Source organism: Vibrio sp. 1F279 (assembly GCF_041439815.1).
Classification (GTDB): Bacteria; Pseudomonadota; Gammaproteobacteria; order Enterobacterales; family Vibrionaceae; genus Vibrio; species Vibrio tasmaniensis_A.
The window spans coordinates 1-16,355 of sequence record NZ_JBGOOU010000026.1 but is presented as its reverse complement, the minus strand read 5'-3'; the positions used below and the strand labels follow the sequence as shown (position 1 = coordinate 16,355).

Sequence of the window (16,355 nt, the reverse complement as noted above, 5' to 3'; positions counted from 1 at the left end):
ATAAATTGTTTTTTGTCTACTGTCTCCGATGGAGACACTTACTGTTGTTTGAGACGATTATTAATCTCTACAGAACCAAATATTTCACATAAGATGTGTTTGCATAAACTCTCACTATGCTTTAAAGCTGTGTGATGTTTACTAATTTGAAATATTGATTTAGGAGAGATGCCTTTTAAGTCTCGCTCAGGGTAAGCGATTGAATAAGGTAGGTAGATATCGTCGGGGAGCATAATAGAACCTAAGCTTTCGTGAAGCATGTCTAAAGTGCCCTTGTGAAGTTTGGTGTTAATTTTAACCTTGTTTGGAACTAAACCAACCAAATTCAACTGATTTTCATCGTCTCTTGCAAAGTTATCGGATTGGATAACTTGTATCATTGCATTAATACCCTGCATTGATTTTTCTTCTGGTTCGAAGGGGATAACAGCGTGAGTTGCGCAACGAATAGCCGATCTGAAAACTGGATTTCTTGACGGTCCTGTATCTAAAACAACCAAATCATAATCTTCACCGACATACTCGTTAAACAAGACCTCTTTAAGACGATTTATGACTTTTTTTTCTATTTGCCCACTTTCATTAGAAAATTCAGTGTTAATTTTTTCAAGAAGAGCAGGGTGTCCCAGTAGACAATCAACTTTTCCTGTAAAACCGTTTTTAGGGTTTACAAAAGTCTCGTAAGGTAATACTTCTTTACCGTAAAACGTATCTGCGATTGTTGAACGCTCTTCTATATCTTCACAATCGGGGTCATCTGCGCTCCAATCTGGGTGGATAGGGGGAAGCTGACCACCGGTAGATTGAGAAGAACTTTCCATTCCTACCCAATAATCCGAACTGTTGCATTGCATATCTAGATCAACAACTAAGACATTCATATGTGTTTTTATAGATGCATATTCAGCAACAATAGAAGAAACTGCCGTTTTACCAACACCGCCTTTTTGCTGAAAAACACCTAATATTAGGGGGTTTTTTGAACTCATTTCGTTACTCCAAGGGAATAATACATATCAATAGTATACGTATGTTATTTTATTAATCAACCTTAGATAGAGATAACTTAGACTGTCTCCATCGGAGACAGTCTAAGTGTAGGTATTCATAAACCTAGAGTGCGAAAAGGTTTATTATCTTTGTAGAAACAGCGACTAACCGTGTTTGGTTTTTATTAATCATGGCAATCCGCATTTCCCCTTTCACCCTTTCTGGATAGGGCTTTTCCCTTGGGAAAACCCTTCCCTTGACCCCTTTCCCCTTTGGCGCAGCCTACCCTTTGAAACAAAACACTAGCCTTTTGAACCACAGAGCTTGGGCGCAGGACATTAGAGGTATTGCTTCAATATCTATCGGTGAACAATGATTTGAGTCTTATTGGAAATAGGTAACCGTAGTTAGGTTGCTTCAGACGTTTGCTTGGTGAGATAGAGTCAAAAAAAGAAGGGAGAGCAGTGATGCTCTCCCTTTCTTGTATGGGTTAGATGATTCGGTTTATATACCATGCTCCAATATCATCTATGACCTGCTCTTTGGTGCAGAGTAACTGATCAACAATTTTTTCAGACTGATTAAGTAAAGTTCGTAATGTCCAAATAACAACAAAGATTACCGTAGATACAAAATATGTAATAGGACAAAGTCTAAAATTCACCAAAAGTATGGAAAGTAATAGACGAGAGAAAGCATGTTGCTGCTCTACTGTTAGCTCTTGATACTCCGACATTAGTCGAGTACTTGATAATGGAGAGGCCGTTTTTTTAAACCCCAACATACTGGATGCAAAGAGTTGGTAAGCCAGAGTGTGCTTGAGTGAGCTATCAAATAAAGCAACAAGTAAAGACTTAAATAGATCTGGATGATTACTTTGCAGGTAGATATCTAGCTCGTCGGCTACCTTCTTTAGAGAATGCCTAGCTGAAAAAAAACACCATACAGAGTAAATAAATACCAAAATGATGCTAACGATGTATAGATTACTCATTGGGGTTCTCCTGAATTTTTTGCTCTAATTCCGCTATTTTTATTTGTTTCTCCGCTTTTACCTTAGCCATGTTGAGCTTGTACTCAAGCACATGTTTATGGCGAATAGTGGTATGTTTGATGGTGTATATTCTATACGGTATTAATAACGAAGAAAAAATCAAGCTACTCACCGTCATAACCAACAGTAAGGCTAAAAGAGGATTCGATTGGGAATACTCAACAATAAATAGTTTAAGTAGCAATATCAATTCATTAACACCGGAGGAGATTTCTGCAGTAGGCATGATGCTCTCTCGCTGAATGATTTATGAACAATTGTACATTATCGAACGCCATAATAGAAAAAAGGAAGGAGAAAACTCCTTCCTTTAATTATGATGATAAGTCAATCATCTCATGTTGGCAGTGCTGACATTGTAAAATCGTGACAGGCTGCTCTTGGCTATAGCGGTTATCTGCTCCAAACTCACCACGCTCTAAGAACGGTGGTTCGTCATTGGCTGGAACATCCAGGGGCTGTAATGCGCCCTGCTCTCCACAGTTGATGCAATAGTTCATGGTTTGCTCCCGTTAAAATAAAAAAGGGAGCGTACTGGGAGGCAAGCTCCCGGTTAGGGTTGAGTTATTGTCGGATCTCACGCATCACCTGGGCGATGTGTTGCAAGGTCTTGTCAGCGCATTGCTCCAACGCTTGTCGGGTAGGATTGGGCTCTCGCTCAAGTAACCGTTTCAGTTGGCAAGGAAATACCTCCCCGTAGAAGAGGTACAACTTATCAGGCGCGTCTATCTCAAATTGCGCCAGATATTGCTCTATTACAGGAATGACCGTCTCCAGTACGAGAGTGAAAAATTCCAAGTCCCCACCGTTTGAGACTTGCTCAAACAATAAGTGGTTGTCGTCGCCATACGGGAACCCTTCTTTGAAATACGCAAAGGCTAAGGCATGGTCGGTTGATATGGGTTGCGTCATCATTGTGTCCTTAAAGGTCGATGGGCACCCAAGCTCCAATGGGCATCAGATGCCCATTGGGTTAAGTTAAGACGTTAACGTCTTAACGCGTTGTTTGCTTGAGTAAGGATTTGGCTAACGCCACCTCCACACTGTCGCCATCACTGTTGAGTACATCCAATCCATTGTCGGGCATGTCGCCAGAAGTGGATTGAGTGACCGCTATCTTCTTGGCCATCAATTCCAGACACGCCATTTGCGCGCTGTCTTGGTAGCCTAAAAAGCTCACGTCCACGTCCTCTCGTTGACCGATACGCCAGCTGCGCCTGGCCGCTTGCATCAGCGTGTAGACGTTATAGCCGGTGTTGGTAAACACAATCGAAGGGAACTCCAACAAGTCCAGTCCGGTCTTGACCAGCTCTGGGTTGGTAATGAGCACATCAATGCCTCTGTCCACCTGCTCCAGTATCCAATCTTCTCGGTCCTCGGTTTTTACGCTTGAACGCAGCACGGCGCATTTTAAGCCTTGGTCACTTAGCAGTGATTTGAGCCTCGATGCGGTGTCGCGTTTGCCGGTGTAAACGGTGTACACCAAGGTCCGTCGGCCTTTACGTTTGTTCGCATTGACCATTTCAATGAGCTGTTGCTCTTTGGGCGTGGACGTCTGCTCATCAAACAAAGCCGGAATGTAAGCCAGGGTTTCTTGAGTGCGAGGGTGAGTCACCCTCTCTTCTCGAAACGCGCAATCTGGCCACGCCAGCAGCGCGCTCATGACCACGCCTAATAGGGTTTGGTCTCCAGCGGCTAAGGCTTGACGAAGTCTCGTGGTTAAGTGTTGCTCCATGTCAGCGTAATGCATCTGCATCTCATCCTCCATGGCCACTTCAATGAAGTGCTCTTGGTAGTCTGGTAAAATGCCGTCGCCCATGTCGGCCAGTTTGACGAACACCGTGTAAGGTAAGACGTATTTGGCTACCCCCATCGGCCCAAAGCCGGGCGCGCGGGTTTGACTCACTTTGACGTTTTTACCTTTCGCGGTTTTGTGGTTCACATCGTGGGTCACTTTCATGGTTTCCTTGATGATGCCGTGCTCTTGCGAGAACGAGAGGGCGGCGCTGCCGAGCTTTCCTCGGTGGTAACGATAGCCCTCTTCCATCATCACCGATGGCATGGTGCGCCACAGCAGATAAAAAAGGTCTTCCGCATAGCCGCCCATCAGTGTTCCCGTCAGCAGTAAGCACTGTTTTACGCAACCGGCGAGTACCTGCATGGCTTGGCCTTGGGCCGCCCCTGCGTTCTTATATTCATGCGCCTCATCGATGATGAGCCAGTCAAAGAACCCCTTCGGGAAGTAGCGTTTGATGAACTCACTCGCTTGGTAATCGCCTTGACCAAACGCAAATTGCGTTTTGGCCAACTTGCGCTCAATGCGTTCCGATTGTCGGTCGTTAAACACAAACTCCCCGTCTTCATCGAGCAAGTTAACCAGCTCGTAGATGTTGTCCGTCAGCGCTTTCGCCAGCACGCGCTCACCCACGCCATCGAGCAGCTTCCCTGCGGTGACTTTACCGATGGTCGGTAAGGTCTGCAGGGCGCGTGAAATGGTCTTGCTCAGGTTGTCGTGTTGGCGTTGACGTTTAAGCGTCCACAGCGGTGCGCTGCATACTTTACAGCTCTGTTGCACATCGACCGAAAAATGCGTCGGAGCGATAAGCTCGCCCTCTTCATCTCTGGCTAATGCGCCGCAATCCGAGCAACGAACAAAGTCCAATTGAGCGGTTTGCGCCTGCAGACCGTCATGGCCTAACGTGCGTTTGAGCGTCTTAGTTTGATAAGCGCTCTCCCAGTGATACCCCATGCGCATTCGAACCCGGCCCAGTATCACGTACTCAGGCCCATCATGAGGCGCAGCTTGTCTCAGCTTGAGCAAAGAGCGCAACGTATCAGGGCCATTGAGCACCCACACCTTGGCGTTGTGAACGGTATCGAGAATTTCTCGGCGCCATTTGTACACCAGGTGCGGCGGGGCTAACAGCAAAAAGCGCTTAGCTTTACCTTCATGGTAGGCAATCGCTGTGGTGGCGATACCCATGATGGTTTTGCCGGTCCCCATTTCGCCATTGAGAATGCCCGCAGGGGCACGCTCATCGAGCAGTAGGGTACTGATGGCCTGGATCGCTTCGGCTTGCGCCTCAAATGGCACCCGTTTAAGCGATTGCATCACCGCCGCACGCTTTTTACACGCCGACTGATAACGCGCCGGGTGCGCCGCTTCGATGTTGGCCAATAGGCCGTCACCGAATTGGTCGATAAAGTCATGCAGAGACAACACGTTGTCTTGCTCGTTTTGTTGAGTGGTGTCTGTCGAGTCGCTCATCCCATCGCTCCTTGCGGTACGGTTAACACGCCTTGCTGCAGCGCTTCACTGACTAAGGGCTCCATCACATCAATCTGCAAGTCCAAGTGATACGCAAACACCCCATAAGCGGGCAGATCATGAATCATGGATTGCAGTCTCGGTTGCAGGGCCGGTTGCCAATGTTCTAACAGCGGCAAATGACACAGCTGCTTGAGCGTTGGCCACAACGCGGTATGAGAAAGCGGGGTTTGACTCATCACCGTCATACTTTGACCGCTAGGTTTCAGTAACGACGGGTGAATCAGCCAGGTGTGCACCCATTCGCCCACAGGCGTGTGTTTGGGTAACCGCGTGGTGCGTTTGGTGAGTGACTTCGCCTGGGCAAAGTCGAGCACCAGATTGCTTTCCGGTAATTTGACGGTCATGACGCGTATTCCGCCTTCGCTCATCGGTAGCGTGAGCGCGGCGAAAAAGTGTTGCATGGCGCCATCGCGTCCCCATACGGAGAGAAATTGCACTTGGTTATCAGCGGTGGTGACCACCGCATCGAGATAAAGCCCGTTATCGAGCGAAATCAGTGGAGTCTTCATGGTTAGGTTCCTTATTAAAAAATAAGGCGCCTTCCCGTCAGGAAAAGCGCCTGACGGGCAGTGAAGTTATTGTATGACCACGATGCGACCAAAGCGCTCACCCGAGGTGAGGTCAATCGCTCGAATGATCGGTTGAAATTGGTCTATCACGGTGGTGATGGTTTGACTTTCATCAACAGTGGTCACGGTGCGCTGCACTTTTTGAGTGCCGCCTTTGACCAGTAGTGTCTGAGCGCCATCGTTGCTGTGCACCTTGCCGGCAATTTGTCCCGCCGCGAGCGACAACGATAAATGCCAAGGTGACAGTTTCCTTAACGGCCGAGGCACTTGGTGGTGCCTCGCGAGGTTAAATTGGGTGTCAAAGGTCGGCCAAAGCCCCCCATGCGCCCCAAACGCTTGCTCTAGTTGCCCGGTGTCTGGTCGTATCATTTCAAAACGAAATGGCGCGTCATTGACCGGAGCTATCTCAAACGGTCGAGCAGGGTGAGGCAGTATTGCTTTACCTTCGCCAGCGCTTATCAATTGGGTCGCTGTTTGTGTGCGCTCCGCTTGATGCTCAGGCCCTCTCATGTCCGCTTTGCGCCCTAAGATGACCACTTGTTTAAAGCGGCCCGTAGAGGCGGCGAACACCTCGACCTGTCGTAGCCGCATCGCAAGATAACGGCTAAATGCAGGCGAGAGAGAGGGATAGGGCACCACCAACGCCAATACGCCGTCACGCTTTAGCGTGGGGAGCAGGCGTTGAGTGAACTGCACTTCCAGTCTGGCCATGTCACGATGCTGCTTGTCCACCTGGTCGGTGACCACCGCGCCATACGGCGGGTTTAAAAACAGCAACGTTTGACTGCCTGAGCCGATTTGTGTGTCAAACGCATTGCTGCGCAGCACCGAATCAAGACATTGACTGGCAGTGACGGCTCGCGCCTCATCCAGCTCCACCCCATAGGTGTGAAGCGCGCTCTGCTCATGGTCGACGATTTGACTCGCCAACTGAGCCAGCGCCTTGCCTTCCCCGCAACACGGGTCGAGCAAGCGCTGAGTGCCGGCTTTGAACCGCAGCCGCTTAGCTATCTGGGTTAAGGTCGCCTCATCGGTCGGGTAATACCCGTCTTTAAGGTAGTTGTGCGCCACGCGCGGGTGCATCACGGCCATTAGCTTGCCTCCTCATCAAGACGAAGGCGCATCCAATGTTGCGCTTTGGGCTCAAACTTCCACACGCGCTCATCATTGATGCGACGCTTGAGGTAAGCCAGTTGCTTGCCCATCACTTCTCGCCCCACTTCTGGGGTGAGCTTGACGATGTCACCAATGTGACTTGGTAATGGCCACAGCGCCCCAAACAAGCTGACTAAGTCCTCTTGACTTTCGTGAGGCGACGCCAACGCCTGACTGGCCACGTCTCGCTGCTCGGTCAGCTGTTGCTGCGCCTTGCGCTCTTTGGCTAACGGGTCTTCTTCCATCGGCTCGTCTCGTGGCAGCGCCTCTTCTTTGTAATCACTGAGCCAAATGCCGTTAAGCTCGGCGCGCGTTTCAATCACAAATCGGTTGCTGGTTTGATAACTGCCTGGATAGATACGTTGTAATCCAAAGGTGCCTTGATAGGTGCCTTCGCTGTATTCATCTAAGACCGCGTCTCGAACGGAGAATTGACCAATGTCGGTATCGAGCATGGCGACGTTAAAGTCGCCATAACGCCCGCTAACGGTTTTGATGGTGAGTGTGCCGGGTACTTGGACCATGTTGGCCTCCTGAGTTAAACGTCAAAAGGCCTCCCACCGGAAGACCTCTCCGGTTAGGGAATGATAAAAGTTAAAGCCAGCCGCGCTCAGCAAACGAGGTGACGGTTTCACCGACCACAAAGTGGTCGAGGATGCGCACGTCAATCAGTGCCAGAGCATCCGACAATTGCCGTGTGATGCGCCGGTCCGCCTGACTGGGCTCGCTGCATAGGCTAGGGTGGTTATGACATAAAATGACCGAGGTGGCATTCCAGAGTAGGGCGCGTTTCACGACCTCTCTTGGATAGACACTGGCCGAGTTGACGGTGCCATAAAACAAGATCTCAAACTCAATCAACTGATGTTGGGTATTAAGAAAGAGCACGCCAAAGACTTCTCTGTCCATTCCCTGCAGTAAACCACTGAGGGTCCGTTTTGTTTGCTCTGGGCTGTCTAAGGTGGCCCCGCGTGATAAACGGTCGATGGCGATGGCTTTTGCCATATCCAGCAGTTCATCGGGACTCACCGGCTCGGTGAGTTGGTAGTATTCGCCAGGGGCGTCTTGCAGCTCTTGCAATTTGCCTTGGCCATAGGAGGATTGGTATCGCATACAGGTACTCCTAATAAAAAGGAGCACCCATGAAGGGAAGCCCCCTCATGGGTAAAGGTGGTGCAGAGCACCACCGCATTGACGGTCAATGATTATGCGTCGTGCACCTCGTCCTCTTTGGTCGTGATGATGAGCATAGGTTGATCGTGTCGGTCTCGCTCAATGCTCGCAATTAAGTCGAGTGAGCGGTTTACGTACAGATTATCGAGACTGGGTGGTTGGCACACCGTAAAGGGCACCTGCGACTGAGCCGGTACTTTACGGGCGGCTCGCCGCGCCAGTTTCAGCAATTGAAGGGTAAGCTTCTCTTTGCTGCACTCAATGATAACGTCCGGCACATCAACCGCTTGAAAGTACGCTTGTTGACTGATGCCTGTGTACGGGAAGTAAAAGCCCGCGTCCTTGGCCGTGGATGTGATATCAATAAAACCCGAAGGATCGAGGGCGTCATTAAGTACATAGTGACCAAATAGCGGTGGGGTAGTTTGACTCATAATCGCTCCTAATAAAAAAGGAGCGCCCCCTTTAGGAGAAAGCTCCTAAAAAGGTGAGGTGATTCGGCAAGATAGCTTGAGTGTTAACGTCTTTGGCGTGCGAACTTCATGCGAAGGATCGGCGCAGCGTTGCGTTGAAACAGTGTCCAATGCGCAGCAAAAAACGTCATGGGTGCATGACTTTTCCAAACCAGCCAAAAGACCAGTAGAAAGATGCCCCAAAAAACGAAGTTATCGAGTAGGGTTGTGTAGTCCATGTGTTTCTCCTGTTATAAAACAAGGAAACACTAGCCCAAAGGAAAGGTTTCCTATGGGTGGTGAGGGGTAGCTGATGGATTATCAGTATGCTTTCACTTCTTTAAAAAGAAGCCGCGACACGTTTCAGAGAGCCATTTAAGGGCGGTTAAACCCGTGTGCTTAATACTGGTGCGTCAGTATTCAACGTTTGAAGTATTTAGGTTAAAAGAGGGTAGGAAGCGTGTCAACCACTTTGTGTTGGTGACACGTGCTGGAATTAAAGCGGTGATTTTCAAAAATAAAGTCCGATGAAGATGCCTTTCAACTAGGCAGCTGCAGGCCTGGTACACGTCAGTCTATGGCTCATCATCACGAAAGGCACGGTCAATTATGGGTGCGAGCTTATCTAAATTGGGGTCAATTGAGGTTGACTTATTCTGTAATCGCCACTCATTTTGGTAACTTCCCACCACCTCTTGATAACACAGTGGGCAGCAATGGCGTTTCGCTGCAAAATGGGCTTTAGGGGTTTGTTCAAACACTTGCTGATGCTTGTTACAAAGAATAACAACAGGTGTTCGGCTGTTCACATACTGGACAAAAGAGTAGTCGTAACGGTTGCCCCATTGCTTAATGGCTTTTTTAATAAACGTTTCGTTTGTATCTTTAGGGAAAGGCATAGCACTCTTTAGTATAGACGGTTTAAGATTAAAACACGCAGCTATCAGTCGCCAGTGCGACATATTTGCCGAGCTGATTGGGCTTCAATTTAATCTTCTGTGTCTTTTTTAATGAAACTGATCCCCCGAAGATTGGCATGATGAACCAAGGTTTGTGCTGACATTTTGTACTTTTTAGCGACTTCTTTTTTAAATCGAAACTGACCAGACGCGTAATCCACGAGAGCTTGCTCTAGACGGCTTTGAGGTACGTGGTACTGTCGATTGACAACATTCTCTTTATTGTGTGTTGTACGTCGTCCTATTCGTTTATCTTGATTCCAGCGAGCTAAGTCTTGTAATGAGGTGAGATTGCTTTTATTGGGAATGGAGCTGCCTTTATTTTTGGTTATTATGAGTCAAGTTTAGGTACAGAATCTTTTACATGGTGTTTAATTGACCTATTTTCAATTGATCGTCTTTATTCATTTCTATGGGGGAGGGCTTAATTAAAGTGTCAGAGAGCAGTTAAGCCATCATAATGTTAGTTGAAAACCCTACACACTACTTATTTCGATTTGTTAAAGGTAGACTGCTACCAACACTCTTAAATATTTTATGACTATGAATGCTGTGACCATATCTTCCTTAACAACCCTCCCTGCTTCGAAAAAGAAGAAGAGCAAACTCAATCAACTGTGGGAGGAGGTCGAAAAAAAACAACGTCGTAACGAGCGATATCAAGCCAAGTTAGACAGTTTTCATCTCGAATTTAAAACGTATGCTGAACCACAAGAGCAAGCGGTTTGTTTAGCGACAGAAAAGTGGATTCATCATTTAATTTCCTTTACTCAACGTAAAACGATTAAAGGTGCACAACGTGAAGCGCTGTATGACTGGATACTAGAAGAATTGAGTATTTTAGAAGCCAACCCATTTAACCCTATCAATACCGATGAACTGCGCCACGCCTTTGATGAAGCGTTGATGTCCGATGTTACCAGTCAACCTGGTACGGGCTCGATGACTGAAGAGCAGCTTAATGAGCTCCGAGAAGAGATCTCTATGATGCTTGGTGAGGATATCAACATCAGTAATGAACAGCTGTTGGAGATGGTTGAGGATCCTCGTAAGTTTCACGACTATCTACAAGCACTGATGGCTGAAAAAGTCGAAAAAGAGCCGTCAGAAGCGGACGATGATATTGATTGGGGAGCTGATAACTTTTTTTCTCAGGACAATGAGCCAGTAAACTCTAAGTCGCCTTATAACGAAAAAAGTCAAGCGCTTTACAGTGATAAGCAAATGACAAAACTCTATCGCCAGCTGGCAAAGCAGTTGCATCCAGATAGGGAAACGGACGAGAAAAAGAAGATTGAAAAAAGCGCTTTAATGCAGCAGTTATCACAGGCGAAGAAAGATAAAGATGTCGTAGCGTTATTGTTAATGGCTCAGCAATACTTACCAGATCACGAGATGATAATGGATAGTGAAATGATTGAGCGTTTACAAGCGACGCTCGAAGAAAAACTTAGGCATTTGAATATGGCGTATCAAGAGCTCCAACATGGTCATGATCTAAAAAGTATTATTTGGCAAAAGTTTGGTGGTGGTAACAAGGCCAGACGCGAAAAAGGCCTAAGACAGTATCGGGCTACGTTAGAAAGAGAAACGATAGAGTTACATGAAAAATGCCAAGATGTAAAAACTGTTAAGCAGTTGCAGGTGCATTTAAAGGAGAGAGTTAAAGCATCGCGCTTTGAAAATCAGCTTTTAAACATGGATCCATCCGAGTTATTTTCCTTTGAGGATGATTGGTTTTAGTTTGTTTATTTTCAATCTAGTTGGTGTTTCATAGAAACTAAGGTTTCAACGCATTTTCTATGCAGGTTGGAACCTTAGCGATTCTCTGCCTGGCTAATCTCTGCCCCATTATCATCCAGAGTAAATACTCATTCACATACTGTTCATATGAATTTCCCTTACTAATTCTAATCCGCCTTTAAGGGGGCTAGACAATGCTATTTTTGTGAAAGAGGTTAAAAATCGTATTTTTAGGGCGGGTGGAGTCTATTTTAATGCAATGATTATTAGCTCATTTTTTAGTATAATCTTCTAAACTTTTTAAACTTATCTTTTTGATATAAATATTAAAGAAAACATAATGTTACCTATTCTAAGTGCTCTAACTAACGCTCTGCAATCAGATGAAAGACTTGTTATAGACGGCAAGCTTGCTAAGAACAAAATCGTTGAACTGGCTTTGAACCTTGATCCTTCGCTACTGAAACTGCTCTTGTCCGATGATCAGTTAAAAGGTCATTTCTTCCAAGATGTTGATGGTATGTTGATTTTCGACAAGGTGGCTTTTCAACGTTTTGTAAACAACAAATCATTCCTTCCTGACAGTTTCACTCAGTTCAAAAACAAGATTGGCCTTTCTGTAGACAATCACTACCTAAATGAATCTAACGATGTGGTTCTATCTTGGCCATACAAAGACTGTGTGCTTGAAGGTGGTCAGACAAAAGACGACCAAAAACGAAATGAAGTATTTTGGAATGAAACTCTTGCACCAGAACAGGTAGATACACTTCTTGCGCCTAAAGCACTTCAGAGTTTTATTAAGTATTCACAAGGCGGTGAACACGCAGATTTTCATTTAGAACAGAATGATAACCTAATAATTAAAGGTAATAATCTTCTAGCTTTACACTCATTATCAAATCAATTTAAGAGTAAAGTTAAGTTGATAACAATTGATCCGCCATATAATACTAATGGTGATGGATTTAATTATAACGATAGCTTTAATCATTCTACTTGGCTCACATTTATCAAGAATAGATTGAATGTTGCAAAAGATTTGTTAAGCGATGATGGTAGTATTTTCATTTTTTGTGATGATAATGAACAAGCATATTTAAAAGTTTTATGTGATGAAGTTTTTGGTAGTGAAAATTTTGTCAGCACACTAATATGGCAAAAGAAATACTCTCCACAAAATGACGCACGTTGGTTTTCAGATAACCATGATTTTATTTTGTGCTTTGCGAAAAATAAAGAGGTTTGGAGACCGAACCCTCTTCCAAGAAGTGATAAGCAAAACAAAGCTTACAAAAATCCTGACAATGATCCCCGTGGTTTGTGGAAATCTACAGATTTATCGGTAAAGACCTATTCAGCAAGCAACGATTATACAATTACAACTCCTTCGGGCAGAGAGATAACACCCCCAGAATCACGTTGTTGGGGGGTAAGTAAACAACGGTTTAATGAGTTGGTGTCTGATAATCGTATATGGTTTGGATCTGAAGGGAAAAACGTTCCTTCTGTTAAAAAGTTCTTATCTGAAGTAAAAGATGGTGTTACTCCTTTAACAATATGGACGTATGAAGAAGTAGGTCATAACCAAACTGCGAAACAAGAATTGAAGAAAATCATATCTACGAAAGGAAATACTTTCTCTACTCCAAAACCTGAAAAGTTGATGCAAAGAATTTTACATCTAGGTTCTGAAGAAAATGATATTGTCCTTGATTTCTTTGCAGGAAGTGGTTCAACTGCTGCAACATCACTGAAAATGAAACGACAGTTCATTACTATAGAGCAAATGTCTTACATTCACGATTGCACCGTTCCAAGATTGCAAAAAACAGTTGATGGTGATCTAAACGGAATCTCTCAGGACGTTAACTGGCAAGGTGGCGGTTCATTTGTTTACTGTGAATTGGCTGAACTAGCTTCACAATACTCAGATCGAATTGAACAAGCTCAAAGCTCAGAAGAATTGATTTCTATTTGGGACGAACTAAAAGAGAGTTCAAATCTCTCTTACAAAGTCGATCCTAAACAGTTTGACAAAAACATTTATTCTTTCAATGAACTTTCTTTTGAAAACCAACAACGTTTTCTTATTGAAGTAATTGATAAGAACCAACTTTACGTCAATTACTCAGATATTGACGATGAAAGTAATGAGATTTCTGAACAAGATAAGAAATTCAACCAAATGTTTTACGGAGCATAATCATTATGGCAATGCTTCATGAAACATTAAGCACTCTGAAAACTGCGCTTGGTGAAAACGTTTTTTCTGATCTTGTACCTGATTATATCAAAGATAATCTAAACCCAAGTTTTGAAATGCGTCCATACCAAAGAGAAGCGTTTGGACGTTTTGAGTTCTATCTTGATAAATACCAGAATAGACCAAAAAATGAACCAATAAATGTGCTGTATCATATGGCTACTGGTTCAGGTAAAACATTGATTATGGCAGGTGAAATGCTCACGCTATACAAGCGTGGGTATCGTAATTTCATTTTCTTTGTTAATAGCACTAATATCATTAAAAAGACAAAAGAAAACTTTTTGAACAAAGGTTCTTCTAAGTATCTTTTCAACAGTACAATTAATGTTGATGGTGAACAAGTAAATATAAAACAAGTTGATAACTTTGCAATGACTAATTCAAGTGACATAAACATTGTGTTCACTACGATCCAAGGTCTTCACGCTGTAATTCTTAACCCGAAAGAGAACGCTCTTTCAATGGAAGATTTTGAAGATAACAAAGTTGTTTTGATTTCTGATGAAGCACACCATATTAATGCTGAAACGATAAAGAAGAAAAGTAAAGAAGAGCAGCATTCTGTAGATAGTTGGGAAAATACAATTAGAGAAATTTTCTCAGCAAATAAATCTAATATTATGTTAGAGTTTACTGCTACAGCAGACATAGCAGACAAAAATATAAAAGAAAAATATGAAGATATTATTCTTTTTGATTACCCTCTAAAAAACTTTAGAGAAGATTTATACTCTAAAGAAGTTAAAGTATTACAATCAGATAGTGAAGCTTTTCCAAGATCTTTACGTGCAATTATATTAAGTCAATATCGCCGTAAAGTTTTTGAGAAACATAAACTTGTCATTAAGCCTGTAATATTGTTTAAAGCAAAAACTATCGCTGATAGTGCAGATTTTCATAAAGAGTTTTTAGACACCATTGAAAAAATTGGTGAAGAAGATTTAGAAGCAATCAAAAACACCTCTAAGGAAGGTGATGTAATTTATACCGCTTTCCAGTTCTTTGAAAATAATAATATTACGTTAGAATCTTTAGCACTAGAGCTTCAAGAAGACTTTACAGTAGAAAAGACAATAGAAGTAAATAGTAAAAAAGCTGAAACATACCAAATTGAACTTAACTCATTAGAAGATTCTGATAATGAAATACGTGCGATTTTTGCGGTAGATAAGCTTAATGAAGGTTGGGACGTTCTCAACCTCTTCGATATTGTTCGTTTATACGATACTCGTAACAAATGGGGTAAAACCGCTACACAAGAAGCACAGTTGATTGGTCGTGGTGCTCGTTACTGTCCTTTCAAGGTTGAAGATGAACAACCACTATACCAACGCAAGTATGACATTCTAGACGATACTGTAGAAGCGAACGAACTTAAGATTTGTGAAGAGTTATATTATCACTCAGCTCACAACCCTGAATATATCAGTGATTTAAACATTGCACTTCAAGAAATCGGTATCAAGCCTAAAACTCGTAAAGAGCTTTCGCTAAGAGTAAAAGATAAGTTCAAAGAAACATCGCTTTATAAATCTGGTTTAATTTACGTGAACAAGCGAGTTTCCTATGATCGTTCAAAGGTTAAAGGTCTAGACAGTTCTATTGTAAACACTAATTACTCGTATGCCATTAAGACAGAACACTCGAACGAACTTACAATTTTTGAAAGTGCTACAGTTAAACATCTTAAGGTAAAACGAGAGAGAGTTAACTTAATTGATGTTGGTAAACACATTGTCAGAAAGGCAATGGCTACCATTCCTGCTTATAAATTTAATGAACTAAAAATATTGTTCCCAAGTTTGAAAACAATAGACGAGTTTATTGTTTCAAAGGATTTTCTAGGCTCGATAAAAGTTGAGATTAGTGGGCGAGAGGATATTTTAGAAAATGTCCCACAAATTGAAAAATTGAAGCTGTGTAAGAAAGTTCTTGGTAAGATTGCTGAACAGTTAAATGTAAATCGTATTGATTACGAAGGAACAAAAGAGTTCACACCAAAAACCATTAATGAATTGTATGATAAGAATAAGATTCTAAACATATCAAATGATGGTTTGACAGAGCAAGAGTTTGGTATTGCTCAAAGTGAAACAACAAATGACGAACTTTCTTTAGATCTTTCAGATTGTGATTGGTTTGTCTTCAATGAAAACTATGGAACATCTGAAGAAAAGTATTTCGTTAGATACTTAGACACAATGATAGGTGATCTTAAGTCAGTTTATGATGATGTATATTTGTTAAGAAATGAAAAACATTTCAAACTTTACACTTTTGATGATGGTCGTGCTTTTGAGCCTGATTTCTTATTGCTTCTAACTAAGAAAGAACAAGAGCTTGAACTAACTTATCAAGTATTTATCGAACCTAAAGGTTTACACTTATTTGAAAACGATGCTTGGAAACAAAACTTTCTACTTGATTTAAAGGCTACTCATCAAATTGAGCAAGTTTGGCAGGGTAAAGAGTTTATAGTGTGGGGATTACCATTCTATAACCACCAGTCTTCAAACGGAGATTTTTCATCAGAGTTTGAACAGCTATTGAATTAATTATCAGCCCACTCAGTAAAGTGGGCTTTTTTTAACTTTGCAATACCTGTAGGGCTCTTCTCCGCTTAGATGAGTCTATAAATTAACAATAAAATCAATAAAGCA

The 16,355-nt window shown here is 43.3% G+C and carries 16 protein-coding genes; 3 read left to right on the top strand and 13 right to left on the bottom strand.

From position 1 onward, the window contains the following. Positions 1-38 precede the first annotated feature (38 nt). The 13 genes from ACED60_RS17485 to ACED60_RS17425 all read right to left on the bottom strand — a co-directional run bounded on the left by ACED60_RS17485 (position 39) and on the right by ACED60_RS17425 (position 9,623). The gene (locus ACED60_RS17485; RefSeq protein ID WP_102420915.1) at positions 39-989 is read right to left on the bottom strand and encodes a ParA family protein; all 951 of its coding nucleotides are present in this window, start codon (positions 987-989) and stop codon (positions 39-41) included. Between the two features lie 491 nt (positions 990-1,480). After that, the gene (locus tag ACED60_RS17480; protein WP_102420916.1) at positions 1,481-1,984 is read right to left on the bottom strand and encodes a hypothetical protein; all 504 of its coding nucleotides are present in this window, start codon (positions 1,982-1,984) and stop codon (positions 1,481-1,483) included. After that, positions 1,977-2,270 (bottom strand): hypothetical protein, encoded by a 294-nt coding sequence (locus tag ACED60_RS17475; protein ID WP_102420917.1) that lies wholly within the window; start codon positions 2,268-2,270, stop codon positions 1,977-1,979. Before ACED60_RS17475 ends, ACED60_RS17480 begins: the two co-directional genes overlap by 8 nt. An 88-nt stretch (positions 2,271-2,358) precedes the next feature. Then, entirely contained in the window at positions 2,359-2,544 is a 186-nt protein-coding gene (locus ACED60_RS17470; protein WP_102420918.1) for a hypothetical protein, read from the bottom strand. A 64-nt stretch (positions 2,545-2,608) separates the two neighbouring features. Further along, positions 2,609-2,959 (bottom strand): hypothetical protein, encoded by a 351-nt coding sequence (locus ACED60_RS17465; RefSeq protein ID WP_240698833.1) that lies wholly within the window; start codon positions 2,957-2,959, stop codon positions 2,609-2,611. A gap of 79 nt (positions 2,960-3,038) precedes the next feature. Then, a complete protein-coding gene (locus tag ACED60_RS17460) occupies positions 3,039-5,312 on the bottom strand; it encodes a DEAD/DEAH box helicase family protein (protein ID WP_136984710.1) in 2,274 nt (757 codons plus the stop codon). Further along, the gene (locus ACED60_RS17455; RefSeq protein WP_102420921.1) at positions 5,309-5,884 is read right to left on the bottom strand and encodes a hypothetical protein; all 576 of its coding nucleotides are present in this window, start codon (positions 5,882-5,884) and stop codon (positions 5,309-5,311) included. Before ACED60_RS17455 ends, ACED60_RS17460 begins: the two co-directional genes overlap by 4 nt. A gap of 66 nt (positions 5,885-5,950) precedes the next feature. Beyond that, the gene (locus tag ACED60_RS17450) at positions 5,951-7,036 is read right to left on the bottom strand and encodes a DUF6094 domain-containing protein (RefSeq protein ID WP_371728072.1); all 1,086 of its coding nucleotides are present in this window, start codon (positions 7,034-7,036) and stop codon (positions 5,951-5,953) included. After that, entirely contained in the window at positions 7,036-7,623 is a 588-nt protein-coding gene (locus tag ACED60_RS17445; protein WP_371728071.1) for a DUF3275 family protein, read from the bottom strand. The genes ACED60_RS17450 and ACED60_RS17445 overlap by 1 nt, the downstream gene beginning before the upstream one ends. 70 nt (positions 7,624-7,693) lie before the next feature. Then, a complete protein-coding gene (gene radC / locus ACED60_RS17440) occupies positions 7,694-8,212 on the bottom strand; it encodes a DNA repair protein RadC (RefSeq protein WP_019820928.1) in 519 nt (172 codons plus the stop codon). Positions 8,213-8,304: 92 nt separating this feature from the next. Then, on the bottom strand, positions 8,305-8,706 hold the full coding sequence (locus ACED60_RS17435) for a hypothetical protein (RefSeq protein WP_102333687.1): 402 nt from the start codon (positions 8,704-8,706) through the stop codon (positions 8,305-8,307). An 83-nt stretch (positions 8,707-8,789) separates the two neighbouring features. Then, on the bottom strand, positions 8,790-8,963 hold the full coding sequence (locus ACED60_RS17430; RefSeq protein ID WP_170960938.1) for a hypothetical protein: 174 nt from the start codon (positions 8,961-8,963) through the stop codon (positions 8,790-8,792). Between the two features lie 336 nt (positions 8,964-9,299). Beyond that, positions 9,300-9,623 (bottom strand): hypothetical protein, encoded by a 324-nt coding sequence (locus ACED60_RS17425; protein WP_206361533.1) that lies wholly within the window; start codon positions 9,621-9,623, stop codon positions 9,300-9,302. A 603-nt stretch (positions 9,624-10,226) separates the two neighbouring features. Here ACED60_RS17425 and ACED60_RS17420 point away from each other — a divergent pair. The 3 genes from ACED60_RS17420 to ACED60_RS17410 all read left to right on the top strand — a co-directional run bounded on the left by ACED60_RS17420 (position 10,227) and on the right by ACED60_RS17410 (position 16,250). Then, the gene (locus ACED60_RS17420) at positions 10,227-11,426 is read left to right on the top strand and encodes a J domain-containing protein (protein WP_371728111.1); all 1,200 of its coding nucleotides are present in this window, start codon (positions 10,227-10,229) and stop codon (positions 11,424-11,426) included. Between the two features lie 340 nt (positions 11,427-11,766). Beyond that, positions 11,767-13,632 carry a DNA methyltransferase gene (locus tag ACED60_RS17415; RefSeq protein WP_371728070.1) on the top strand — a complete coding sequence of 622 codons (1,866 nt, stop codon included), beginning with the start codon at positions 11,767-11,769 and terminating at the stop codon, positions 13,630-13,632. Between the two features lie 5 nt (positions 13,633-13,637). Further along, positions 13,638-16,250, top strand: a complete 2,613-nt coding sequence (locus ACED60_RS17410) for a DEAD/DEAH box helicase family protein (protein ID WP_371728069.1) — start codon at positions 13,638-13,640, stop codon at positions 16,248-16,250. Positions 16,251-16,355: the final 105 nt, after the last annotated feature.